The organism is Aminobacter sp. BE322, assembly GCF_050433525.1.
Lineage (GTDB): Bacteria > Pseudomonadota > Alphaproteobacteria > Rhizobiales > Rhizobiaceae > Aminobacter.
The window spans coordinates 107,731-132,611 of sequence record NZ_JBNPXB010000012.1 but is presented as its reverse complement, the minus strand read 5'-3'; the positions used below and the strand labels follow the sequence as shown (position 1 = coordinate 132,611).

The 24,881-nt window shown below is 62.3% G+C and carries 19 protein-coding genes and 1 pseudogene; 17 read left to right on the top strand and 3 right to left on the bottom strand.

Annotation, left to right across the window (positions count from 1 at the left end; all coding sequences use genetic code 11):
- Nucleotides 1-13: 13 nt before the first annotated feature.
- Together J2X50_RS17350 and J2X50_RS17345 are read left to right on the top strand one after the other, a co-directional pair.
- A pseudogene (locus tag J2X50_RS17350) lies at nucleotides 14-874 on the top strand (heme-dependent oxidative N-demethylase family protein).
- Nucleotides 875-1,110: 236 nt separating this feature from the next.
- Nucleotides 1,111-2,325 (top strand): M24 family metallopeptidase, encoded by a 1,215-nt coding sequence (locus J2X50_RS17345; protein WP_018431408.1) that lies wholly within the window; start codon nucleotides 1,111-1,113, stop codon nucleotides 2,323-2,325.
- Nucleotides 2,326-2,616: 291 nt separating this feature from the next.
- Here J2X50_RS17345 and J2X50_RS17340 read toward each other — a convergent pair whose 3' ends face one another.
- Nucleotides 2,617-3,396, bottom strand: a complete 780-nt coding sequence (locus J2X50_RS17340; RefSeq protein WP_026227903.1) for a creatininase — start codon at nucleotides 3,394-3,396, stop codon at nucleotides 2,617-2,619.
- Nucleotides 3,397-3,494: 98 nt separating this feature from the next.
- Here J2X50_RS17340 and J2X50_RS17335 point away from each other — a divergent pair, with 98 nt between their 5' ends.
- The 6 genes from J2X50_RS17335 (at nucleotide 3,495) to J2X50_RS17310 (ending at nucleotide 9,987) form a co-directional block, all read left to right on the top strand.
- Nucleotides 3,495-4,409, top strand: a complete 915-nt coding sequence (locus J2X50_RS17335) for a LysR substrate-binding domain-containing protein (protein WP_018431411.1) — start codon at nucleotides 3,495-3,497, stop codon at nucleotides 4,407-4,409.
- Nucleotides 4,410-4,500: 91 nt separating this feature from the next.
- Nucleotides 4,501-5,637 carry a polyamine ABC transporter substrate-binding protein gene (locus J2X50_RS17330; protein ID WP_018431412.1) on the top strand — a complete coding sequence of 379 codons (1,137 nt, stop codon included), beginning with the start codon at nucleotides 4,501-4,503 and terminating at the stop codon, nucleotides 5,635-5,637.
- A gap of 130 nt (nucleotides 5,638-5,767) precedes the next feature.
- Nucleotides 5,768-6,613, top strand: coding sequence for an ABC transporter permease (locus J2X50_RS17325; RefSeq protein ID WP_026227904.1), 846 nt, complete (start codon nucleotides 5,768-5,770; stop codon nucleotides 6,611-6,613).
- Nucleotides 6,610-7,446 carry an ABC transporter permease gene (locus J2X50_RS17320; RefSeq protein WP_018431414.1) on the top strand — a complete coding sequence of 279 codons (837 nt, stop codon included), beginning with the start codon at nucleotides 6,610-6,612 and terminating at the stop codon, nucleotides 7,444-7,446. The genes J2X50_RS17325 and J2X50_RS17320 overlap by 4 nt, the downstream gene beginning before the upstream one ends.
- Nucleotides 7,443-8,537: an ABC transporter ATP-binding protein gene (locus J2X50_RS17315; protein ID WP_018431415.1), complete on the top strand. Its 1,095-nt coding sequence runs from the start codon at nucleotides 7,443-7,445 to the stop codon at nucleotides 8,535-8,537. The genes J2X50_RS17320 and J2X50_RS17315 overlap by 4 nt, the downstream gene beginning before the upstream one ends.
- Nucleotides 8,538-8,661: 124 nt before the next feature.
- The gene (locus J2X50_RS17310; protein WP_018431416.1) at nucleotides 8,662-9,987 is read left to right on the top strand and encodes an MFS transporter; all 1,326 of its coding nucleotides are present in this window, start codon (nucleotides 8,662-8,664) and stop codon (nucleotides 9,985-9,987) included.
- A gap of 54 nt (nucleotides 9,988-10,041) precedes the next feature.
- Here J2X50_RS17310 and J2X50_RS17305 read toward each other — a convergent pair whose 3' ends face one another.
- A complete protein-coding gene (locus J2X50_RS17305; protein ID WP_018431417.1) occupies nucleotides 10,042-11,043 on the bottom strand; it encodes a GlxA family transcriptional regulator in 1,002 nt (333 codons plus the stop codon).
- 114 nt (nucleotides 11,044-11,157) lie between these two features.
- On the opposite strand from J2X50_RS17305, the gene J2X50_RS17300 reads away from it, so the two are divergent.
- From J2X50_RS17300 to J2X50_RS17275, 6 genes are all read left to right on the top strand, one after another.
- On the top strand, nucleotides 11,158-12,411 hold the full coding sequence (locus tag J2X50_RS17300) for a sarcosine oxidase subunit beta family protein (RefSeq protein WP_018431418.1): 1,254 nt from the start codon (nucleotides 11,158-11,160) through the stop codon (nucleotides 12,409-12,411).
- An 11-nt stretch (nucleotides 12,412-12,422) separates the two neighbouring features.
- Nucleotides 12,423-12,725, top strand: a complete 303-nt coding sequence (locus J2X50_RS17295; RefSeq protein WP_429096771.1) for a sarcosine oxidase subunit delta — start codon at nucleotides 12,423-12,425, stop codon at nucleotides 12,723-12,725.
- Nucleotides 12,722-15,721, top strand: coding sequence for a sarcosine oxidase subunit alpha (locus J2X50_RS17290; protein ID WP_429096768.1), 3,000 nt, complete (start codon nucleotides 12,722-12,724; stop codon nucleotides 15,719-15,721). The genes J2X50_RS17295 and J2X50_RS17290 overlap by 4 nt, the downstream gene beginning before the upstream one ends.
- A 10-nt stretch (nucleotides 15,722-15,731) precedes the next feature.
- On the top strand, nucleotides 15,732-16,292 hold the full coding sequence (locus tag J2X50_RS17285; protein WP_018431421.1) for a sarcosine oxidase subunit gamma: 561 nt from the start codon (nucleotides 15,732-15,734) through the stop codon (nucleotides 16,290-16,292).
- A gap of 17 nt (nucleotides 16,293-16,309) precedes the next feature.
- On the top strand, nucleotides 16,310-17,578 hold the full coding sequence (gene glyA / locus J2X50_RS17280; RefSeq protein ID WP_018431422.1) for a serine hydroxymethyltransferase: 1,269 nt from the start codon (nucleotides 16,310-16,312) through the stop codon (nucleotides 17,576-17,578).
- A 73-nt stretch (nucleotides 17,579-17,651) separates the two neighbouring features.
- A complete protein-coding gene (locus J2X50_RS17275; RefSeq protein WP_026227905.1) occupies nucleotides 17,652-19,037 on the top strand; it encodes an L-serine ammonia-lyase in 1,386 nt (461 codons plus the stop codon).
- Between the two features lie 45 nt (nucleotides 19,038-19,082).
- On the opposite strand, the gene J2X50_RS17270 is transcribed toward J2X50_RS17275, so the two are convergent.
- A complete protein-coding gene (locus J2X50_RS17270) occupies nucleotides 19,083-20,066 on the bottom strand; it encodes a LysR family transcriptional regulator (protein ID WP_429096764.1) in 984 nt (327 codons plus the stop codon).
- A gap of 106 nt (nucleotides 20,067-20,172) precedes the next feature.
- On the opposite strand from J2X50_RS17270, the gene J2X50_RS17265 reads away from it, so the two are divergent.
- The 3 genes from J2X50_RS17265 to J2X50_RS17255 are packed head-to-tail and all read left to right on the top strand — an operon-like array spanning nucleotide 20,173 to nucleotide 24,846.
- Entirely contained in the window at nucleotides 20,173-20,895 is a 723-nt protein-coding gene (locus J2X50_RS17265; protein ID WP_018431425.1) for an isochorismatase family protein, read from the top strand.
- Between the two features lie 52 nt (nucleotides 20,896-20,947).
- Nucleotides 20,948-23,029, top strand: a complete 2,082-nt coding sequence (locus J2X50_RS17260; RefSeq protein ID WP_429096760.1) for a hydantoinase/oxoprolinase family protein — start codon at nucleotides 20,948-20,950, stop codon at nucleotides 23,027-23,029.
- 17 nt (nucleotides 23,030-23,046) lie between these two features.
- On the top strand, nucleotides 23,047-24,846 hold the full coding sequence (locus tag J2X50_RS17255) for a hydantoinase B/oxoprolinase family protein (protein WP_429096757.1): 1,800 nt from the start codon (nucleotides 23,047-23,049) through the stop codon (nucleotides 24,844-24,846).
- Nucleotides 24,847-24,881 lie beyond the last annotated feature (35 nt).

Sequence of the window (24,881 nt, the reverse complement as noted above, 5' to 3'; positions counted from 1 at the left end):
TAGAAATTAATGAGTGGGAATTAACTTCAGGAAAGAAACGTTCCGCGACGATTTTACCTTCAGGAACAGTCCTGAGAACATCAGGCGGTTTCCGCCGCATTTGCCGGGGCCGAAGAACAGCGTTTTCGAGCATCTTGTCGACGTCGACGAGCACAAATGCAGGACCGCGCCATGGTGCTGGCGGAGGATCCGCTGCGCTGCCAGTCGCTGCCGCACATGACGCTGGCCGGCTGGGACCTGCTCGAACTCCTGATGACCGAGAAGGCCGCGAGCTATCCCGAGCATTTCAGCCTCACCCGCGAGGGCGACCGCTGGCACTGGATCAACCGGCCGCTCGGCATCGACGACACCTTCACCTTTGGCGACGTCTCCACCCTGCCCTACGGGCCGATGGAGTACATCACCCGCCAGAGCCAGGGCGACTTCCGGCATGAACTTCTTCGAATGGCATGCTCCGGTGCCGCTGGCCCACGGGCGTCTTCACCCGCGCCCTGAAGTTCCTGACCAACATCCAGCAGGGCAAGCCGGCACGGCGCCTGAACTGGACCATGACGATCAATCCGCGGCTCGATACCAGTCCGGAAAACTTCCACAAATGGGGCGGCGACCGGCTGACGGTGACGCCCGAGAATGTCGGCGAGAAGGTGCATCTGCGCGTCGAGTTGCAGAGCTTCTGGCGGCTGCCGCGCTCCAATGCGCTGGTCTTCCCGATCCGCTGCTACCTGCTCAAGATGGACGAGTTGGTGACGGTGCCGAAATGGGCCCGCCGCTTCCATCGCGTGCTGCGCGACCTGCCGGTGGAGCTCGACGAATACAAGGGCCTGACCCGCTATATGACGGCGCACCGACCTCCCCCGGCTTCAGCCCGGACTGAAAAAGCAAAACCGTGACGCTCCCGGCATGAGCCGGGACCGCTTCAGCCAGGTCGCCATGCGGGTGCGCGGCGATTGCGTAGCTTCCCGGACTACCGGGCTCATCGACGAAGCGCGCGGTTTGCCCGCGCCGCATAAAGATCCGTTATTCGAACATTAGGTGAATAAATTTTCGTAATGTCGTCGCCGGAGGTAGTCTGTGCTGCATCAGATCTCGTTCTCAAGGAGGAGCAGCCCGATGACCGACGACATGTTGCACGTGATGAAGTGGCACAATGGCGAGAAGGACTTTTCGCCGTTCTCCGATGCCGAAATGGCCCGCCGCCAGAACGACGTACGCGGCTGGATGGCGAAGAACAACGTCGATGCAGCGCTCTTCACCTCCTACCACTGCATCAACTATTATTCCGGATGGCTTTACTGCTACTTCGGCCGTAAGTACGGCATGGTCATTGACCACTACAACGCCACGACCATTTCGGCCGGCATCGATGGCGGCCAGCCATGGCGCCGCAGCTTCGGCGACAACATCACCTACACCGACTGGCGCCGTGACAATTTCTACAGCGCCGTCCGTCAGCTGACCCCGGGCGCCAAGCGCGTCGGCATCGAATTCGATCACGTTTCGCTCGACTTCCGCCGCCAGCTCGAAGAGGCGCTGCCGGGCGTCGAGTTCGTCGACATCGCGCAGCCGTCGATGTGGATGCGCTCGATCAAGTCGCTGGAAGAGCAGAAGCTGATCCGCGAGGGCGCTCGCGTCTGCGACGTCGGCGGCGCGGCCTGTGCAGCGGCAATCAAGGCGGGGGTTCCCGAGCATGAGGTGGCGATCGCCACCACCAATGCGATGGTTCGCGAAATCGCCAACTCGTTCCCGTTTGTCGAACTTATGGACACCTGGACCTGGTTCCAGTCGGGCATCAACACCGACGGCGCCCACAACCCGGTGACCAACCGCAAGGTTCAGTCCGGCGATATCCTGTCGCTCAACACCTTCCCGATGATCTTCGGCTATTACACCGCGCTTGAGCGGACGTTGTTCTGCGACCATGTCGACAATGCAAGTCTCGACATCTGGGAGAAGAACGTCGCGGTTCACCGTCGCGGCCTCGAACTGATCAAGCCGGGCGCGCGCTGCAAGGACATCGCCATCGAGCTCAACGAAATGTACCGCGAATGGGACCTGCTCAAGTACCGTTCGTTCGGCTACGGCCACTCGTTCGGCGTGCTCTGCCATTATTATGGCCGCGAGGCCGGCGTGGAACTGCGCGAGGACATCGAGACGGTTCTGGAGCCTGGCATGGTCGTGTCGATGGAGCCGATGGTCATGCTTCCCGAGGGCATGCCGGGTGCCGGCGGCTACCGCGAGCACGACATCCTGATCGTCAACGAAGACGGCGCCGAAAATATCACCGGCTTCCCCTTCGGTCCCGAGCACAACATCATCCGGAACTGAGGACGGTGTTCTACATCCCCCACGATTGCCCCCGGGAAGCGGTGGACCGGCATTGCCGGTCTGCCGCGACCGCCTTGCATCCGGCAGCGCTGCTGGCCAGGGATATCGCCCGCTGGGTGAAGCGTCTGGGCGCGGGCACGACTGCCGATGCCGGCGACAAGGCGCCGATATCCGACGCGCCTTGCGAGCGCCATCGGTTGACCCCGCCGCGCCGCCCTTTTTGATCTCGTGCCTGGCGACGAAAAAGCCGCGGTCGATGCCGCGGCTTTCTTGTGCCGGGAGGTGGAAAGTTCAGCGCGGGAATTCCTTCTCCAGCGCCTGAACGATGCCGTCGGCGCAGACCTGCAGGAGGAGTTCGCCTTTTTCCGCCGTCGCATCCTTGGGCGATGACAGCGTGCCGCTGGCGGGCGTCCATTCCGGTTTCGGCGGATAAACGTCGTAGGGCGGGAAGGTCGCCGGGGCATGGTCAACCGCACGCTCAAGGCTGACCTGATGGGGGTAGAGCGCCAGCATCAGGGAGGTTTCGAAGACCCCGCCATGTTCCAGGTCCCAACCGGCGAAACCATCGGGATAGAGCCGGCCGATCGTCGCCTTGTCGACGAAGTCCCAATAAGACAGGACGACGATCTTCATGTCCTCGATACCAGCCCATTTGAGTTCACGCAGCGCAAGGTCGATGCCCTCGATGATGAACCACGAGTTCTCGAAATGACCGTTGACCAGGCAGATGCGGCGAACGCCATGGCGCGCGAATTCCCTGATGACATCGCGAAGCGCCGCCACCAGGGTTGCGCCGTCAAGGCTGGTGGTGCCCGGCAGGTGATTGCCGCCGCCGGACTTCTGATGCGACTTGTAGCCGTAGGTGAAAGGCGGCGCGACCAGCGCGTCGATGCGGCCGGCGACGCGCCGGGCGAACTCGACCGGCAAGAGCACGTCGACATTCATCGGCATGTGATGGCCGTGCTGCTCCATCGAGCCGATCGGCAACAGGATCGGAACAGACCCATCGCGAACACGGGCATCATAGTCCGGCCAGGAAAGCTCGGCGGCAAAGACTGATTGTTGAGGCATGGTCATCTCCCATTTTGGCTCATGGGGCAAAGATTTGAGCCCAACCTTGTGATATGAGAAATTTATAATCTTCATCCTCGCATGAGGAAACGAAATCCATGCGCAACATCGTAAACTTTCAGACCGACCTGCTCCGCACCTTCGTCTCGGTCATCGATCTCGGCGCCTACACCAAGGCCGGCGACATGCTGGGGCGCACCCAGCCGGCGATCTCGCTGCAGATGCGCCGGCTCGAGGAACTGGTCGGCGCACCGCTCATCAAGCAGACGGGCCGTTCGCTGACGCTCACCGGTGAAGGTGAGATGCTGCTGAGCTACGCGCGCGAAATCCTGCGTCTCAACGACGAGGCGGCGTCCTATTTCAATCGCGCCAAGATATCAGGCGTCCTGCGCGTCGGCCTGCCCAACGATTATGCCGTGGCGTTCCTGCAAGGGGTGATTACTGAATACACGCGTCAGCATGCTGAAATCTCGCTCGAGATCTATTGCGGCTGGAGCGCCGATATCCTCGATCGCCTGCGGGCGGACGAACTCGATCTTGCTATTGCGATGGTCAACACCGATCGCGCGCAATACCTGTCGCGGTCATGGATCGAGCGGCCGATCTGGACGGCGGGGAACGAGGTTACGTTCGATCCGGCGGCAGGCATTCCGCTCGCTGCTCATCCGGAGGGTTGCGCCTACCGCGCGCGGATGATCCAGGCGCTCGATGCGGCGCAGATGCGCTGGCGCGTCGCTTATACCGGGCCGGGCATCTCAGGCCTGCAGAATGCCGTGATCAACGGTCTGGGCGTAAGCGCACTGACGCGCTACACATTGTTGCCGGGGATGCGTGTGCTCGGTGAGGACGACGGGTTTCCGCCGCTGGCCGAAATCCGGGTCGGCCTGTTTTACAAGCATCCGCGCCTGTCGGACGCCGGCATCAGGCTGGTCAACCACATCATCGCCCGGCTGGATGAGGCGGGCGTCTCCGGCGACCCCGTGCGGCGCCATGCGGAACTCGATCGTCAATAAGCTGTGCAAATGGCCAAATTATAAGAATTAATTTTCCAAATGCATTGGCGCTTCCTAACCTTGCGGCAACAACAACCAAAAGGGGAATGCGATGACCATCAAGGACGCACTGTCGGGACCCCGTACCCGGCGCGAGATTCTGAAGGGTGCAAGCGTATTGGGCGGCGGAATCCTGGCGATGCCGTATCTCAGCCGGCTTGCCTTCGCCGAGCCGGTCGAGCTTACCATGCTCGCCTGGTATGGCCATGCCGAGCCGGATGTCGTCGCTGAGTTCGAGGCAGAGAACAACGTCAAGTTCAAGCCGAAATACTACACCGGCGGTGACAACATGCTGGGCCTTATCGCCCAGTCGCCTGCCGGAACCTTCGACGTCATTTTGTCCGATGCCGAATACGTCCAGCAGCTCAACGCTGCCGGCTATATCGAGGAACTCGACCCCAAGGACTACACCTTCGACGACTATTTCCCGGAGTTTCAGAATTTCGCGGGCCACTGGCAAGACGGCAAGCTGTACTCGGTCTTCACCCGTTTCGGTTTCCTCGGCGTGGCCTACAACACCGACGCGATCACCGAAAAGGAGGCTTCCAGCTACAACGTCTACTGGAACGAAAAGCTGAAAGGCAAGGTCGGCCATTTCGATTGGCACCTGCCCAATCTCGGTCAGATCAGTCTGCTCGACGGTAATGCGTCGCCCTACGACATCGACGCGGCTGCCTGGGGCAAGCTGCGGGAGAAGATGACGACATTGCGCCCGCAGATCGGTGGCTTCTTCGATTATGGCGGCACCTTCTCGTCGCTGCAAAACGGCCAGATGCTGGCGATGGCCGGCATTGGCGACTGGATCACCGGGACGCTGGAAAAGAACGGCGCCAAGGTGCGCAGCATCATTCCCGAAGAGGGCGGCCTGCAATGGACCGAGTCCTTCTCGATCGGCAAGGGCTCGACCAAGTCCGACCTCGCCAAGAAGTGGATCCAGTACATCACCTCGGCCAAGGGTCAGGTGAAGTCGGCCAATATGGCCGCCTATCCGGCGCTCATTCCCAACCAGAAGGGTTGGGAACTGCTTGCCAAGGAAACCCCTGAAGAAGCCAAGCGCCAGGGCATGTTGCTGACCGAAAGCAACGTCATGGACATGATCCGGGCCGGGCGCATCAAATATCGGCAGTTGCCGGTGCAGCAGAGCCTTGAGGACTGGAACGACTTCTGGTCCGAATACAAGGGCTCGTAAGGTCGGCGGACCTCGCGTTCGGACTTTCTGCTAATATTCGTGCGGCGGGCCAGTGCGCCCGCCCATTCATTCCGGCAATTCTGCACGGCGGTTGGCAGTGCAGTCGTGTCTTCAGGTTGGAAGCGCCGCAATGCGGAAATCGATCACTCTCTATGGATTGACCTTCTCCCTGCCGATGCTGATCTGGCAGGCGATGTTCTTCCTCGCGCCGCTGCTGTTTTTGATCGCGCTGAGTTTCTGGACGGTCAAGAATTTCCGCATGGAGCCGAACTTCGACACCGTCAACTGGGTCAGGATGCTCGGCCGCGGCGTCTTTTGGGATGCCTACCTGCGCACCTTCGCGCTTGCCACCGCCGCCGCCGTCATCACCAGCGCGCTGGCTTTCCCTTGCGCCTACGCCATCGCCTTCAAGCTCACCGAAACAGCACGGCGCTGGGCGGTGTTCCTGATGGTAATCCCGTTCTTCACCAGCTACCTGGTACGTGTCTATTCCTGGCAGATATTCCTGTCCGACAACGGCATCATCAACGCGTTGCTGGCCAAGGTGGGGCTCGGGCCGTTCGGCATGCTCAACTCGACCTTCGGCATGATGGTCGGTTTTCTGACATTGAGCTTTCCGCTGGTCGTGCTGTTGCAGCTGTTCAGCCTGATCTTCGTCGACAAGACGCTGATCGAGGCGGCGCACAATCTGCGCTGCGGCCGGCTGCGCACGGTATTCGAGGTGATCGTGCCCGCGGCCAAGGTCGGCCTGGTGATCGCGGCGCTGTTCTGCTTCATCCTGACCTTCGGCGACTTCGTCAGCCCGCTCTACCTTGGCGGCGGCGACCCGCCGACCCTTTCCATCCTGATCACCGACACCACCAAGTCTGGGCAGCAATGGCCGCGTGCGGCGGTGATCGCGCTGACCATGATCGGGACGCTGCTCGCGGTCGCCTTCGCTGCGGTGAGCTATGCCTACAAGGAGCGCGGACGATGAACGATTTCAACCGCAACCCGCTGATCGACTGGGCGCTGAAGCTCTACATCCTGCTGGCTTTCGCTTTCATCTTCGCGCCGATCGCCGCGAGCTTCGTCTTTTCGTTCAATGTCGACCGCTTCCCCTCGCTTCCGCTCGGCGGCTTCTCGACGATCTGGTACGAGACGGTCGCCGCTGACCCGCTGGTCTGGCAAGGCCTGCGCAACACGCTGGTGGCGGGTGTGATCGTATCGGTTTTCGCCACGGCGATCGGGTTTGGCGCCGCCTACACCGACTTTCGCTACAAGTTCTTCGGCAAGACCTTCTATGTCGCGCTCGCTTTGCTGCCGCCGACGATCCCGGTCGTCATCCTCGGCCTGGCGATGCTTGCCTTTTTGTCCAACATCAACCTGTCGGGTGCGATCCATTCGGTCATCATCGCCCATGTGGTGATGTGCGCGCCGTTCGCCATGGCGATCGTGCGGCTGCGGCTGTCGCAGATGGATCCCTCGCTGGAGGCTGCGGCCTGGAATCTTGGCGCGTCGGAATGGATGGCGATGCGCCACGTCATCATCCCTTTTTGCAAGCCGGCGATCTTTGCCGCCCTGTTCATCACCATGGCCGTGTCCTTCGACGAGTTCGCCGTCGCCTGGTTCGTCTCGGGCCTGAACGAGACGCTGCCGGTCAAGGTGCTCGGCTTCCTGCAGGGGCAGGTCAGTCCGCGCATCAACGTCATCGGCACCTTCGTATTCCTCGCTTCGATGACGCTGGTGGTGCTGGCCCAGGTTCTTTTGATGAAACGCAGCGTCGCGCCTGCGACTGACGCGGTAACCACCGGAGTAAAGGTGCCATGACCGACAAGGCTCTCGTCGTCTTCGACGGCGTCGTCAAACGCTTCGGCAGCTTCAATGCCGTCGAAAGGATGGGTCTCGAAATCCACAAGGGCGAATTCCTCGCCATCATGGGCTCGAGCGGCTGCGGAAAGACCACGACGCTGCGTATGCTGGCAGGACTGGAAGCGCCGACGGAAGGCGAGATCCGCCTCGCCGGCAAGCGCATCAACGATCTGCCGACCTGGCGTCGCGACACGCCGATGGTGTGGCAGAGCCTGGCGCTGTTTCCGTTCCTCACGGTGCGCGAGAATGTCGAGTTCTCCCTGCGCATGCGTGGCGTGGAAAAGGCCGAGCGGCGCAAGCGTGTCGACAAATGGCTGGAGCGCATGCAGATCACCGAATTCGCCGATCGCAATGTCGCCCATCTGTCCGGCGGCCAGCGCCAGCGCGTTGCCCTTGCCCGCTCGCTGGTGACGGAACCGGAAATCCTTCTGCTCGACGAGCCGCTGTCGGCACTGGACGCTCATCTCAAGGTGCGCATGCAGACGGTGCTTTCGAACCTGCAGCGCGAGCTCGGCATCACCTTCGTCTATGTCACGCACAGCCAGTCGGAGGCCTTCTCGATGGCCGACCGCGTCGTCATCATGAGCCGTGGCCGGATCGAGCAGATCGGCAATCCGCAGGAGATTTACCGCGCGCCACGGACGAAGTTCGTCGCTGAATTCCTGGGATCATCGAACATCTTTGCCGGCAAGGTCTCGAACGTGAACGGCAAGGTGGTGAAGATCGCGACGCCGGTGGGCGAGTTCGATGTCGCGCCCAACGCAGCCAAAACGCTTTCCAAGGGCGACAACGCAACTTTCGTGGTTTCCGACGATCGGGTGCAACTGAGCAACCAGCCCCCGGCTGACGGCTACAACGGGTTGCAGGCGCAGGTGGTCGGCGAGGAGTTTGTCGGCGCGACTGCAGTCATCCATCTCGAAGGCGCCGACCGGATCGAGATCAAGGCGCAGAAGAGCCACGACGAACTCGAACATCTCAACCTTGAGCTAGGCGCCAAGGTTTGGGTGTCATGGCGGCCCGACGCCACGCACATCTTGCCTGGCGAGTAGGGCAAGCGCCCGGTCGCGGGCGCAGCAGTAGAGTTTGGGAGAGACAACCCGGCCGCAGCAGCGAAACGGAAACAATAGCGGCTGCCGGCGTGACGCTGGCGCTTATAGGGAGGAAATTGAAACAATGTCGATATCAGCCCATAATTTCCATGTGACAAGCATACGACAGGACGAGGAGGCCTCGCCCGAGGTGCTTCGCAAGGTGCTGACCGCGAGCTTTATCGGCAACTTCGTCGAGTGGTTCGACTATGCATCCTACGGCTATTTCGCAACGGTGATTGCCATTGCGTTCTTCCCGGAAATCGCCCCGTCTGCCGCTTTGCTTGCGACATTCGCGGTCTTTGCGATTTCCTTCGTTGTTCGCCCCATCGGCGGCATCGTCTGGGGCGCGATCGGCGACAAGATCGGTCGGCGCACCGCACTATCGTGGTCGATCCTGATCATGTCGGGCGCGACAACGCTGATCGCCGTCCTGCCGTCATACGCACAGGTCGGCATACTGGCTCCGGTGCTGCTGCTTGTGGTGCGCATGGTCCAGGGTTTTTCGGCTTCAGGCGAATATGCCGGGGCGACCTCCTTCATCGCCGAATATTCGCCTATATCGAAGCGTGGCTTCTACACCAGCATGGTGCCGGCGAGCACGGCTGCTGGGCTTCTCGCCGGATCCCTGATGTCGGCTGGTTTGTTTTACATTCTGAGCCCGGAACAAATGCAGTCATACGGTTGGCGGCTGCCATTCCTGCTCGCCGCACCACTGGGCGTGGTCGGCCTGTACATCCGCCTGAAACTCGAAGACACGCCCAAGTTCCGCGAGCTTGAAAAGTCGCACCACGTCGAGGCGACCCCGGTGCGTGAGCTGTTCACCACCTATCGGCGCCAGATCGCCATTGCCTTCGGCGCGACATGTCTCAACGCAGTCGGCTTCTACCTGATCCTCAGCTATATGCCGACTTACCTCATCACCGAGATGGGCATGGGCCAGACGGAGTCCTTCATCGCTGTCAGCATTTCGCTTGTGGCCTACATCTTCTTCATTTTTCTGATGGGGAGCCTGTCCGATCGCTTCGGCCGCAAGACCGCTCTGATCGCCGCCTCGGTGCTGTTCATGGCGCTGACGGTGCCGCTGTTTTCGATGCTCGATGGCGCTACTTTCTGGACGATTGTTGCGATCCAGGTCGCTTTCGGCGCGCTGCTGACGATCAATGACGGCACATTGCCGTGCTTCTTGTCGGAGATATTCCCGACCAAGGTACGCTACAGCGGCTTTGCCTTCTCCTTCAACGCGGCCAACGCCCTGTTCGGCGGCACCGCACCTTTTGTGGCGACCTGGCTGATTTCGGCGACCGGCAGCAAGCTTGCGCCGGCCTGGTATCTGGTCGCCGCCGCGCTTGTTGCCCTCATCGCAATGCTGGCAGCCAAAGAGACTGCCGGAAAGCCGCTGGCAGACTAAAAATACAAGACGCAACGCAGGCGGCCATCGTCGCCTGCGTTGCTGCGTCTGACTTCATGCCGCCCCGCGAAAGGCCGCAGGCGTTACGCCCCGCCGCTCGCGGAACGCACGGATGAAATGCGATGAATCGCAAAAGCCGGTCGAAGTTGCGACTTCGGTCACCGAGTTTTCGGTGTGGCGAAGCAGGAACTCCGCATATTCGAGCCGCATGATCTTGTAGGCCAGCGTCGGGGGCATGCCGACCGCGCGCTGGAAGTGGCGTTCGAGCTGGCGCCGGTTGGCGCCGAGCCGACGCGCGACGTCTGCCGCCGACAGCGGAGCGTCGATGTTTTGCTGCATCAACAGCAGCGCCTTCTTCACCAGTCCGTCGTCGGTCGCCAGATCCAGCGGAATGCCCGGTTGGGGCTTTTCGGCGCGCAGCGCGTCGTCGATGATCATGATGTGCAGGCTTTTGCGCGCCTGGGCGCGGCCGACATGCTTTTCCACCAGATGGGCCGCCAGATGCGCCGAACTCGCCCCGCCCGAGCAGGTCAGCCGGTCGCGGTCGACGATGAAGATCTGGTCGGACACCGGTTTCAGTCCATCGAACTGCTCCAGGAAATCGGTATGGTGGAACCAGCTGACGCAGCAGCGGTAGCCGTCCATCAGTCCGGCACGGTGCAGGATGAACGCGCCGGTGCAGACGCCGACAAGCGGCACCTTCGATGCCGCGGCCTTCTGCAGATAGCGCGTATAGTCCGGGCTGAGATTGGGAATTTCGTCGATCAGCCCGCCGACCACGACGATGTAGTCGTATTTCCTGGGATCGCCCAGGCGCTCGTTGGGCTGCACCATCACGCCGCAGCTCGAGGCCATAGGGCTCATAGTATCGGAAAGCACGGTCCACTCGCACAGAATCTGCCGGCTGCGGTCGCCCTCGTCGGCGGCGAGGCGCAGCACGTCGACGAAATTGGCAAACGCGCAGAGCGTGAAGCGGCGAGCGAGGATGAAGCCCACCGAAAGACGAGGCGCCGCATTCTTCCTCTGTGGCTGGCTGGGCCTGACGTTGCGTTCCATAGGGTCTCCAGCGTGCATGCTGTCGCACCAGTAACATTACGCTGACGCAACTGTTCTGTCCAACTTCGCGCCAGTTAGCGATACTCCCGCCATGTTGAACTCCGGGGGTGCGTTATGACCCGCTTTTCGTTTTCGTCGCTTCTGTCCAATGCCTTGACCGGCAACAAGAACTGGGAACCGCAATGGCCCGATGCCCAGCCAAAGGCCGAGTATGACGTCGTCATTGTCGGCGCTGGCGGTCACGGCCTGGGCGCCGCCTACTATCTTGCCAAGGAACACGGCATCACCAATGTCGCCATCATCGAGAAGGGCTGGCTTGGCGGTGGCAACACCGGCCGCAACACCACCATCATCCGCTCCAACTATCTCTATGACGAAAGCGCGATGCTTTATGAGCACGCGATGAAGCTCTGGGAAGGGTTGAGCCAGGAGCTCAACTACAACGTCATGTTCTCGCAGCGCGGCGTTATGATGCTGGCGCATTCGGTGCATGACACCCAAAGCTTCAAGCGCCACATCTATTCGAACCGGCTCAATGGCATCGACAATGAGTGGCTGACGCCCGAGCAGGCAAAGGAATACTGCCCGCCGCTCAACATCGCAAAGGATGCCCGCTATCCAGTGGTTGGGGCAGCCTTGCAGCGTCGTGGCGGCGTTGCCCGCCATGACGCGGTAGCCTGGGGTTATGCCCGCGGTGCAGCGGCGCGTGGCGTTGACATCATCCAGAACTGCCCGGTGACCGCGATCCGCCGCGACGCTTCCGGCAAGGTCATTGGCGTCGATACCCCGCGCGGCTTCATCAAGGCCAAGAAGGTTGCGGTTTCCGCCGCCGGCGGGACCTCGGTCGTCATGGATACCGCCGGGGTGCGGCTGCCGCTGGAAAGCTTCCCGCTGCAGGCGCTGGTTTCCGAGCCGGTCAAGCCGATCTTCCCTTGCGTGGTCATGTCGAATTCGGTCCACGCCTACATCAGCCAGTCCGATAAGGGCGAGTTGGTCATCGGCTCCGGCACCGACCAGTACGTCTCTTACAGCCAGCGCGGCGGCCTGCCGCTCATCGAGCATACGGTGGCGGCGATCTGCGAGGTGTTCCCGATCTTCACCCGCATGCGCATGCTGCGCAAATGGGCTGGTGTCGTCGACGTCACGCCCGACCGTTCGCCGATCATCGGCAAGACACCGGTTCCCGGGCTGTACGTCAATTGTGGCTGGGGTACCGGCGGGTTCAAGGCAACCCCTGGCTCGGCCCATGTCTTCGCTCACACCATCGCCCGCGACGAGCCGCATCCGATCAATGCGCCGTTCACGCTCGAACGCTTCACCACCGGCCGGCTGATCGATGAAGCCGCTGCCGCAGCCGTCGCGCACTGAGGAGATCCAAGATGCTGCTCATCCGCTGCCCCTATTGCGAGGCCGAACGTCCTGAGCTCGAATTCTCCTATGCCGGCGAGGCTCACATCGCGCGCCCCACTGATCCGTCGAAGCTGACTGACGACGAATGGAAGACGCACCTTTTCATTCGCAGCAATCCGCGCGGCACCCACTTCGAACGTTGGCGACACCAGCATGGCTGCGGGCGATTCTTCAATGCCGTTCGCGACACCGTCAGCGACAAGTTCGCAATGACCTACAAGGCCGGGCTGCCACGCCCGACAGAGACCGAACTCGAGGAAGCACGGTCATGACCAGCTACCGCATCCCTGCAAAAGGCCGTGTCGACCAGCGCAAGCCGGTGCGCTTCACCTTCAATGGCGAAAGCTATGCCGGTTTCGAGGGCGACACGCTCGCCTCGGCGCTGCTTGCCAACGGCGTCCATCTCATTGGCCGCTCGTTCAAGTATCATCGCCCGCGCGGCTTCCTGTCGGCTGGTTCGGAAGAGCCCAATGCACTGGTCGGCACCGACCGGGGGCCGGGCCGCTTCGAACCCAACACCCGCGCAACCGTGCTTGAGGTGTTCGACGGTTTGAACACCACCAGCCAGAACCACTGGCCGTCGCTGAAGCGCGACATCGGTGCTGTCAACGACGCGCTCTATATGCTGTTTTCCGCCGGCTTCTACTACAAGACGTTCATGTGGCCGAAGTCGTTCTGGAACAAGGTCTACGAGCCCGTCATCCGGGGCGCCGCCGGTCTCGGCAAGTCGCCGACCGCAGCCGATCCCGACACTTATGCCAGCCGCTTCGCCCATTGCGATGTGCTGGTGGTCGGTTCAGGCCCGGCCGGCCTTGCCGCAGCGCTCGATGCCGGCAAGAGCGGCGCCAAGGTGATACTGGTCGACGAGCAGTCTGAAATCGGTGGCTCGCTGCTGTCGGAAACCGATGCCGGCATCAATGGCCAGTCCGGCTGGCAATGGCTCGACGAGGCGCGCGCTAGCCTGACAGCGATGAAGAACGTCATCGTGCTGACACGCACCACCGCAATCGGCTACTACCACCAGAACCTCGTCGGCCTGTGCCAGCGCCTGACCGACCACCTCGCCAGCCCGCAGGCCGATGCGCCGCGCGAGCGGCTGTGGAAGGTGCGCGCCAAGCAGGTCGTTCTGGCACAGGGCTCGATCGAAAAGCCGCTGGTGTTCGATGGCAACGATCGCCCGGGCGTCATGCTTGCGGGCTCGGCGCGCAGCTATCTCAACCGCTACGGCGTCAAGGTCGGCAACCGTCCCGTCATCGTCACCTCGCACGATTCAGCCTGGCTCGCCGCATTCGACCTGGCAGAGGCAGGCGTCAAGGTGGCAGCCATGATCGACATCAGGCCCAATGTGTCGGGCCATCTGATGGAACGCGCCGCGGCCCTCGGGGTCGAGGTGCTGACCGGCTGGACCGTCACCGGCACCGGCGGCCGGCTGCGCGTCGCCTCCGTGCGCGCCAATCCGGTGAGCCGCAGCGGCGTGGTCGGACCGGCGCGGACGATTTCCTGCGACGCGCTTTTGATGAGCGGCGGTTGGACGCCGAGCGTGCATCTGTTTTCGCACACCAAGGGCAAGCTCGACTGGAACGAGGAAGGGCAGATGTTCCTTCCTGGCGCCGCCACCGAGGAAAGCCGCTGCGCCGGCGCCGGCAATGGCGCGTTCAGCCTTGCGGCAGCACTTGCCGAGGGTGCCGCAGCCGGTTCGGCCGCCGCTTCAGACGCCGGGTTCACCGTGACAGCCGCGTCCTACAAGGTCGATGGCGAACTGATGCTGACGGGCGCCAACAACCGCGAACTGCCGACCGACAAGAACACTTCGAAGGCCAAGGCCTTCGTCGATTTCCAGAACGACGTCACCGCCAAGGACATCCGGCTTGCGGTGCGCGAAGGCTTCAAGTCTATCGAGCACATCAAGCGCTACACCACCACAGGCATGGCGACCGACCAGGGCAAGACCTCCAACATCAACGGTCTGGCCATTGCCTCCGACGCGGTCAAGCGTCCAGCGCCGGCAGTAGGGCTGACCACCTTCCGCCCGCCCTACACGCCGACCACCTTCGGCGCCTTCGCAGGCTACAATCGGGGCGAACTGTTCGAAGTGACGCGTAAGACGCCGATCGATGGCTGGGCCGAGCAGAACGGCGCGGAATTCGAACCGGTGTCGTTGTGGCGCCGCGCCTGGTACTTCCCGAAAAAGGGCGAGACCATGCACGCCGCCGTGGCGCGCGAATGCAAGTCTGTTCGCGAATCCCTCGGCATGTTCGATGCCTCGACACTCGGCAAGATCGAGATCGTCGGGCCGGACGCCGCCGAATTCATGAACCGCATGTACACCAACTCCTGGACGAAGTTGGCACCTGGACGCCTACGCTATGGCCTGATGCTCGGTGAGGATGGCTTCATCCGTGACGACGGCGTCATCGGCCGCCTGACCACCGACCGTTTCCATGTGACCACCACCACCGGTGGTGCGGCGCGCGTGCTGGGCACGATGGAGGATTATCTCCAGACCGAGTGGCCTGATCTCAAGGTATGGCTGACCTCGACGACGGAGCAATGGGCGGTGATCGCGCTCAACGGCCCGAACGCGCGCAAGCTGATCGAGCCGCTGGTCGAGGGCATCGACCTTTCCGAAGAGGCGCTCCCGCACATGTCGGTTGCCGAGGGCAAGATTTGCGGTGTGCCGACCCGGCTGTTCCGGGTCAGCTTCACTGGAGAACTCGGCTACGAGATCAATGTGCCGGCGCGCTACGGCCGGGCGGTCTGGGAAGAGCTTTACCGGGCCGGCCAGCAATATGGCATCACCCCTTATGGCACCGAAACGATGCACGTGTTGCGCGCCGAGAAGGGCTACATCATCGTCGGACAGGACACCGACGGCACCGTGACGCCTGACGACGCCGGTCTCGGCTGGGCGATCGGCAAGGCCAAGCCAGACTTCGTCGGAAAGCGTTCGCTGACGCGTACGGACATGCTCAAGACCGATCGCAAGCAGCTCGTCGGCCTGCTCACTTCCGATCCAAACACGGTGCTGGAGGAGGGGGCACAGATCGTGCTCGATCCGAGCCAGACCTTGCCGATGAAGATGGTCGGCCACGTCACCTCGTCCTACTGGAGTGTTGCTCTCGGACGCTCGATCGCCATGGCGGTGGTCGAAGGTGGCAAGGCGCGCGAAGGCGAGACCATTCACGTGCCGATGCCCGGCAAGACCCACACGGCAAAGGTGGTCGGGACGGTCTTCTTCGACCCCGAAAACAAGCGCCTGAGCGCATAGGAGGACGGTCATGCTGCATGAACATCATCCGCTGATCGGCCGCGAGATTGCCGTTCGCAAGGTGACGCCGCTAAACATCCGCGTCGCCGCCGACGGAGCCCGCTTCGCCCTGAGGATAGATCCGGCACAAGCGGCGCGAGCTGCGAAGGCATTCGGTTCGCCATTGCCGGGCAAGATCGGCGACATCACCGTTTCCAACGGCAGGCTGGCCGTGTGCCTCGGGCCGGACGAGTGGCACCTGGTCGTTCCGCTGACGGAACAGGAGGCAATCGAAACGGCGTTTGCCAAGCTCTATGCGACGGTGCCGCATAGCCTTGTCGATGTCAGCCATCGCGAGATCGGCATCGAGGTCGAGGGCGTTGCTGCCGTGTTGGCATTGCGCTCGGCCATTGCGTTCGACATCGAGGCGATGCCGGTCGGCACGGGCTGCAGGACCATCTTCGACAAGGCGCAGATCATCCTTGTCCGCGAAGCAGAAGACCGCTTTCGCATCGAGGTCTGGCGTTCGTTTGCCGACCATACCTGGGGCATTCTTCAGGCGGCCAGCCGCGAAATCGCACTCGATATCTGACCCCCAAGGAGGCAAGCATGCAGCACACCAGCCCACAAGCGTCGCTTGCCGACGCAGCAATCGCCGCTGCCATCGAGCGCGAACTCGACAGGCAAAAGAACCAGATCGAACTGATCGCCTCGGAAAACATCGTCTCCACTGACGTGCTTGCCGCCCAAGGCTCGGTGCTGACCAACAAATATGCAGAGGGCTATCCGGGCAAGCGCTACTATGGCGGCTGCGAGTTCGTCGACGAGGTCGAGACCATCGCCATCGAACGCGCCAAGCAGCTGTTCGGCGCGGGGTTCGCCAATGTCCAGCCGCATTCGGGCGCCCAGGCCAACCAGGCGGTGTTCCTGGCCCTGCTTACTCCCGGCGACCGCGTGATGGGCATGTCGCTCGCTCATGGCGGACACCTGACGCATGGCTCGCCGGTGACCATGTCGGGCAAATGGTTCGACATCGTCAGCTACGAGGTGCGCCAGTCCGACCAGCAGATCGACTATGACGAACTGCGCGCCAAAGCGCTGGCGACCAAGCCGAAGCTGATCGTTGCCGGCGCCTCAGCCTATCCGCGTGCCATCGATTTCGCGGCGTTCCGGTCGATTGCCGATGAGGTTGGCGCCTACCTGATGGTCGACATGGCCCACTATGCCGGCCTGGTCGCCGCAGGCCTCTATCCCGATCCGCTGCCGCACGCCCATGTCGTCACCACCACCACGCACAAGACCCTGCGCGGCCCGCGCGGCGGCATGATCCTGACCAACGACGAAGCGCTGGCCAAGAAGTTCAATTCGGCGGTATTCCCCGGCAATCAGGGCGGGCCGCTGATGCATGTCGTTGCCGCCAAGGCGGTCGCCTTCGGCGAGGCTTTGCAGCCCGATTTCCGCGACTATGCGGCCAATGTCGTCAACAACGCCAAGGCGCTGTGCGAGACGCTGTTGGCCGGCGGGCTCGACATCGTGTCGGGCGGCACTGATTGCCACATGGTGCTGGTCGACCTCAGGCCGAAGGGCGTCAGGGGTCGCGACGCCGAGCACGCGCTGGAGCGCGCCGGGCTGACCTGCAACAAGAACTCGATCCCCTTTGATCCCGAGAAGCCGGCGGTGACGTCGGGCGTACGCCTCGGCACGTCGGCGGGCACCACGCGCGGCTTCGGCGAGGCCGAGTTCCGCCGCATCGGCGAGCTGATCCTGAAGGTGATCGACGCGCTGGCGGTCAAGGGAGCGGAAGGCGATGCGGCCGTCGAGCAAGCGGTGCTCGCCGAAGTGCGCGGCCTCTGCCAGCGCTTTCCGATCTACCAGTAGGCCTTTCAACTACCGCTACGAAGCAACCCGGCGCGCGTCGGGTGCATTCCCTTGCGATCTCATGAGGCCGCGCATGTTCCTCAGCATTTTCGACGTGTTCAAGATCGGCATCGGCCCGTCATCGTCGCACACCATGGGGCCGATGACGGCTGCGGTGCGGTTTCTCGACTTGCTGCGGCAGACTGATGGCTCACAGGGCGCGGCAAAGCTGCGGGTGGTTCTGCACGGTTCGCTTGCTTTTACCGGCAAGGGCCACGCCACCGATCGAGCGGTGGCGCTCGGATTGCTCGGCTATCTTCCCGCCGACCTCGACCCAGATGCGGCTGAGCGGCAGCTTGCTGAACTGCACCATACCAAGGTCCTGCGCCCCAAGGGCCTGCCTGCGCTGAGCTTCGATCCTGTTGGCGATATCGTCTTCGACTACGGCCCGGCCCTGCCGGGACATGCCAACGGGTTGGTGCTCCAGGCTTTCGATGTGCAAGGAAAGCTGCTGGTCGGTGAAACCTACTATTCCATCGGCGGTGGCTTTGTCGTCACAGCAGCCGAACGCGAGGCGCCCGCAGCAACGATTGCCAGCGAGGCGGCGGCCTGGCCGTTTCCGTTCGACAGCGCGGCGACGATGTTGCGCATGGCGCGCGAAAGCGGTCTTTCGATTGCCGCCATGAAGCGCGCCAATGAGAGTTCGGGGCGGCCAGCGAGCGACGTCGAAAGCGGCATCGAACGGATATGGGCAGTCATGGATGGCTGCATCGAGCGTGGCCTGGTGCTGGAAGGCGAGTTGCCGGGTGGGCTTCGTGTGCGGCGGCGTGCCAAGAAAATCCGCGATCAGCTCGTAAGTGAGCGCGGCCAAAACAGCTCTCAGCCACATGTCGTCGCCGACTGGCTGAGCGTTTACGCGATGGCGGTCAACGAGGAGAATGCCGCCGGCGGCAAGGTGGTGACAGCACCGACCAATGGCGCTGCCGGCGTTGTGCCGGCGGTGCTGCGCTACTATCTCGACCATTGCACCGGCGCTGATCGTGGCAAGGTCTCGGATTTCCTGCTGACGGCAGCGGCAATCGGTGGGCTGATCAAGCACAATGCTTCGATTTCGGGCGCCGAGGCCGGCTGCCAGGGCGAGGTCGGATCAGCCGCGGCAATGGCTGCCGCCGGATTGTGCGCAGTGCTCGGCGGCACGCCGGAGCAGGTCGAGAATGCCGCCGAGATCGCGCTTGAACATCATCTCGGCATGACCTGCGATCCGGTTGCCGGATTGGTGCAGGTGCCCTGCATCGAGCGCAATGGCATCGGTGCAACCAAGGCGGTCGCGGCGGCGTCGCTTGCGCTTCGCGGCGACGGCACGCATTTCATGCCACTCGACAATTGCATCGAGGCGATGCGCCAGACCGGTGAGGAAATGAGCGCCAAGTTCAAGGAAACCAGCCTCGGCGGCCTTGCCGTCAACCTGCCGGAGTGCTGATCAAGCCACCGCGATCATGACAGTTTTTGGGCTCATAGCTTTCCTTCAGATTCGTGCCGGCAAGTTCTTCGCGATCTCGACGAAATGGCGTAACGACTTGGCGCGGTTGACCCGTCGCCAGACCAGAATTGTCTGGATACGGAAGTTCGGGTGCATGATCGGACGCACCTCGACACTGCGACCGAGGAAGCCGATCAGGCTTTCGGGATAGACGGTGACGCCCAGGCCGGCGGCGACCAATCCCAGAAGTGCAAGCGTGTTCGACGCCTCCAGCTTGATGTTGAGCGGCACGCCCTCGGCTGCAAACATCTCGTTGAGCCGCCAGCGGTAGGCTTCCCATTCGATCATGTCGCCCAAGATCAGGTCGCAATCGACGAGATCAGCCGGCCTGATCTCGTGCTTGTGCAGCAGGGCATGGTTCTTCGGCGTGACGACATAGAGCGGGTCGTTGGCCAGAAGCAGGCTGTGAAAGTCGCTGTGGTCGAACGGGCCAATCATGTAGCCGATATCGACCTCGTCATGGGCGAGCGCCAGCTTCTGTCCTTGCGTTCGGATGTAACGCAGATTGACCGCGACATGCGGGTAGGCATTGCGGAAACGCAGCACGGCGCTCGGCATCAGCTCGGTGGCAGCGAAGGCCATATAGGCGACACGTAGCGTGCCCGTTTTGCCTTCGGCCACCAAGCGGGCCGCCTTTACCGACTGCGAATAGCTGAACAAAAGACGCGCATTCTCTTCGTAGAAGCTGCGCCCGGCAGGCGTGAGTGAGACTTCGCGCGTGCTGCGCTCGAACAGCGCAAAGCCCAGCATGTGCTCAAGCTTCTGGATCCGCCGGGTCAGCGCCGATTGATCGATATGCAGGCGCTCGGCGCTGCGGCGGAAGTTGAGTTCCTCTGCAACGATAAGGAACGATTGCGTGAGGTCGAGGCCCGCTTCGATGTCCATTTGCTTGCCTCCCAACGGTTTGGGCACTCTATCGATTGATGCGTGGCGTGCAAGAATAATTGGCAAAAGACCAATTCCGCTCAAGCTGCCCCTGCGGCACTCTGACATCCAGATAACCGCAGGGACCACCCGGCAGGTATCGGAAACCAGGATCAAGTGGCCCTGAGGGCTCAGTCAAAGAGGAAACGCCATGAGCGACATCGACAACAAGGAACTGGACCGGATGCTGAAGCAGGCGTTCGAAGCCTCGAACAAGATCTACCAGGAGCGCGGCTTTCAGCGCCGCGTCGGGTTCGGCAAGCGTCCAGCACTGGTCAGCGTCGACCTCGCCAACGCCTGGACGCGACCGGGAAATCCGTTCACCTGCGACCAGGACGCGATGGACAACGAGATCATCCCTGGCATGCAGCGCCTGCTCAAGGCCTGCCGCGCCAACGGCCATCCGGTGATCCACGTCACCACCGCCTATGAGATCACCGACCGCGACGCAAGCTTCACCGACATGGGCCTGTGGCACTGCAAGATCCCGATCGATGTCGTCAACCTGAAGAACAAGGACCTGTGGGCGATCGACTCTCGCATCGCTCCGATCGAAGGCGAGTATACGCTGCTCAAGAAGCGGGCCAGCTCGTTCCACGGCACCGGCCTTGCCGGCATTCTGCGCGCCGCAGGCGTCGACACCATTCTCGTCACAGGCGTCACAGCCACAGCCTGTGTGCGCACCACCATCTGCGACGGTCTCGCCGACGGCTTCCGCACAATCGCCGTTCGTGAGTGCATCGGTGATCGCGTGCCGGGCGCTGTTGCCTGGAACCTCTACGATATCGACGCCAAGTTCGCCGACGTCCACAGCGTCGACGAGTGTGTCGACTATCTCAACACCGTCAACGCATCGCGCATGGCGGCGGAGTAATCGAACAGGGCGTGTCCTTTGCGGGACACGCCCTTTTGCCAGGGAGGAAAACATGACTCGTATAGGTGTGGATGTCGGCGGTACCAACACCGACCTCGTTCTCGAATGCGCGAAGGGGGTCTTCTACCACAAGGTCCCGACAACTCTTAAGAACCAGTCGATCGGCGTGGTCGAGGGCGTTAGGGGGATTTGCAGTCTGGCCGGCATCGACACGACCGACGTCGATGTCATCGTGCATGGCACCACGACAGCAACCAACATCACCATCGAGCACAACGGCTCGGAAACCGGGATGCTCACGACGCGGGGATTTCGCGACATCCTGCATATCGGCCGACACAAGCGGCCGTATAATTTCTCGCTGCACTTCACCGTGCCGTGGCAGAGCCAGCCGCTGGTCAAGCGCCGCAACCGCATCGCCATCTCCGAGCGCATCCTGCCGCCCCAAGGCGATGTCGAGACGGTGCTGGACGAGGCTGAGGTGCGTGAGGCGATCAAGCTGTTCAAGAAGCGCGGCATCAAATCGGTCGTCATCGGTTTCATGTTCTCCTTCCTCAACGACGCACATGAGCGTCGCGCCAAGGAGATCGTGCTCGAAGAGATGCCGGACGCCTATGTCACGCTGTCGAGCGAGGTCGCCAACGTGATGCGCGAATACGAGCGCTTCTCGACGGCAGCGATGAACTGCTATGTCGGCCCCAAGACGTCCTATTACCTGCGCGATCTCGAAAGCAAGCTGCGTGAGGCAGGAGTTTTCTCTAAGCTGCGCATCATGCAGTCCAACGGCGGCGTTTCGACCGTCGAATCCTGCGCAACGCGTCCGGTGCGCATCCTGATGTCGGGGCCGGCTGGCGGCGTCATCGGCGGCGCCTCGGAAGGCGAGATGGCTGGCGTCAGCAACATCATCACCGTCGATATCGGCGGCACCTCGGCCGACATCAGCACCATCCCGGACGGCCGCCTCAAGATCATGAACCCGCGCGACACCTACGTCTCGGGACATCCGGTACTGACGCCGATGATCGACCTGGTCACCATCGGTGCCGGCGGCGGTTCTGTCGCCTATATCGACGAGGCGGGCGCTTTCAATGTTGGTCCACGCTCGGCCGGATCGGAACCCGGACCTGCTTGCTACGGCCGGGGGGGCACCGAACCGACCGTTACCGATGCGCAGATCGTGCTTGGCCGGCTCGACCCAGACTTCGTCCTCGGTGGCGATCTCAAGCTTGATCCGGAACTTTCCCGCAAGGCCGTCGAGAAAAAAATCGCCAAGCCGCTCGGCCTGTCGGTCAAGGACGCTGCTCTCGGCATCCTCAAGATCATCAACTCAAACATGGCGCTGGCGATCCGCTCGAATTCGGTGGCACGCGGCGTCGATCCCAGGCAGTTCTCGATCCTGCCCTTTGGCGGTGCGGGTCCGCTGCACGGCGTAGCACTGGCCGAGGCGATCTCGGCGCGCGACGTCATCGTGCCGGTCGCGCCGGGGATCACGGCGGCCGTCGGCCTGCTCAAGACCGACCTGCAGTACGAACACACCGAGGCCGTGATCGTCGAGTTGAACGGTGCGACCGACAGCCAGCTCGACCGCATCAACCGCGCTGCCGCCAGCCTTCGCGACAGGGTCGTTGCCGAGCTCGACGACGACGGCATTCCGCGTGAACGCCACCATGTCGAAGTGGTTGCCGAATGCCGCTACCAGGGCCAGGGCTTCGAACTGAGGGCGACGATGCCCGAAGGTCCGGTTACCCAGGCCAACAAGTCTTCGGTGGTGACAAGCTTTCACGACCAGCACCAGCTCGACTACGGCTACTCCTACCGTGACGCGGAGGTCGAACTCATCACCTTGCGCGCCATCGGCAAGGCTTCGATCGAGCGCATCGGGATTCCGAAGATTAAGCCGACGGACGGCTCAAGCATCGACAGGGCGCTGATGTTCGTGCGCGCCACGACCTTTGATGATGGCTGCACGCTGGACACCCCGCGCTATGACCGCACCAAGCTCTACGCAGGAGACCGCGTCAGCGGGCCGGCGATCCTGGTCCAGCACGATTCAACGACGCTCGTACCGCCCGGCTATGTCGCCGAGACGCTCGAATACGGCAACACGCGCGTTCATCGCGCGGGCATTGCCTGACCAGGGAGGAAACGCACATGAACACCATGGCACAGCCAGTTGCGGAGCGGATGCTTCCTGCCGAGATCGATCCGATCACTCTGCAGGTTATACGCGGCTCCTTCGAGACCATCGCTGAAGAGATGGCGCATGTCCTTTACCGCATGTCCTTTTCCTCAATCATCCGCGAGTCCGAGGACCTGGGCGCGGGCCTTTTCGACGCCGAGTTCAACACGCTGTGCGAGTCGGAATCGACGCCGATGCATATCGGATCTATCCCAGGCTATCTGCGCGGTATCCGCGAGACGCTCGAGGATGGCGAATGGTATGACGGCGACGTCGTCGTCCATAACCATCCCTATCACGGCTCCAGCCACACGCCCGACCTGGCGATCGTCGTGCCGGTCTTCTACCAGGGCAGGCTCGTCGGCTTTGCCGGCAACACCGCGCATCATGTCGACATCGGCGCGGCCACGCCCGGCCTCATTATCGATGTTCCCGACGTCTTCGCCGAGGGCATGCTGTTTGCCGGCACCAAGCTTTATCGCAAGGGCGAACCGAACAATGCGATATGGAACTTCATCCGCAACAACAGCCGGGCTGCGCAGCAGTTGGTGCGCGACATCGAAGCCCAGATCGCCTCGGCCCGCCTTGGCGCAAAGCGCTTTGTCGAACTGATCGAGAAATTCGGTGAAGATATCATCTTCCACGCTGCCAATCAGCTGATGGACTATGCCGAGCGCATGATGCGCCAGCGCATCTCGGACATCCCCGATGGCGAATACATGGCCGAAGGCTGGCTCGACGACGATGGCCGCAATCGCGATCAGCGCCTCAAGGTCAAGGTGACGGTGCGGGTCTACGGAGACGAGCTTGACGTTGACCTGACCGGTTCGGCCGACCAGACGCCTACCGCCTACAACGTGCCCTTCGAGGGCTCGACCAAGGTCGCCGCCTACGCGGCGTTCCGAAAGCTTCTGCTGGACGCCTATACGTCCGACGTCCGGGTTCCGTCCAATGAAGGCTCGTTCCGGCCGATCAACGTGATCGCGCCGCTTGGCTCGATCTTCAATCCCAAGGCGCCGGCCTCGGCCGAAGCGCGTTTCACGCAGTGCAATCGCATGATCGATCTCATCATCCGCGCGCTGGCGCCGGTGATGCCCGAAACGGTGATTGCCGGCAGTTCGGCTTCGATTTCGTTTGCCGCCTATTCCGGCGTGCGGCCGAGCGGCGATTACTGGGTGTTCCTCGAGGTCAACGAGGGCGCCTATGGTGGCCGGCCACGGTCCGACGGCCCCGACAGCATTGATAATCTGATGGCCAACACGCGCAACAATCCGCTCGAGGATCTGGCGATGCACATCCCGATGATCTGCGACCGCTACGAACTTCGTGACGACGTGCCCCCCGGCGCCGGTGAATTCCGCGGCGGAATTGGTGTGGTCAAGGCGCAGCGCGTGCTTTCGCCCGGCTTCATTACCCATGAATCCGAACGCCACAAGGATGCCCCGTGGGGCATCTTCGGCGGTACCGATGGCGCTGTCGGCAAGTGCCTCATCTACAATGCGGGTGCTCCAGGCGATGCCCGCGAGATGCACTCCAAGTTCTCCGGCCTGGCGGTCGAGTCCAACGATGTCATGGCCTATTACAGCCCCAATGGCGGCGGTTACGGATCGCCGCTGAAGCGTCCGGCGCAAAAGGTGCTGGAGGACGTGCTCGACGGCTTTTGCTCGGTGGCCCATGCCCGTGAGATCTACGGCGTCGCGGTCAATATCGAGGACGAGACGATCGACATCGAGGCCACCGAAAAGCTGAGAGCAGCGCTCCGCAGCGCATAGGCAAAGCGCCATCGAAACCGGCTGCAAAGGCCCAA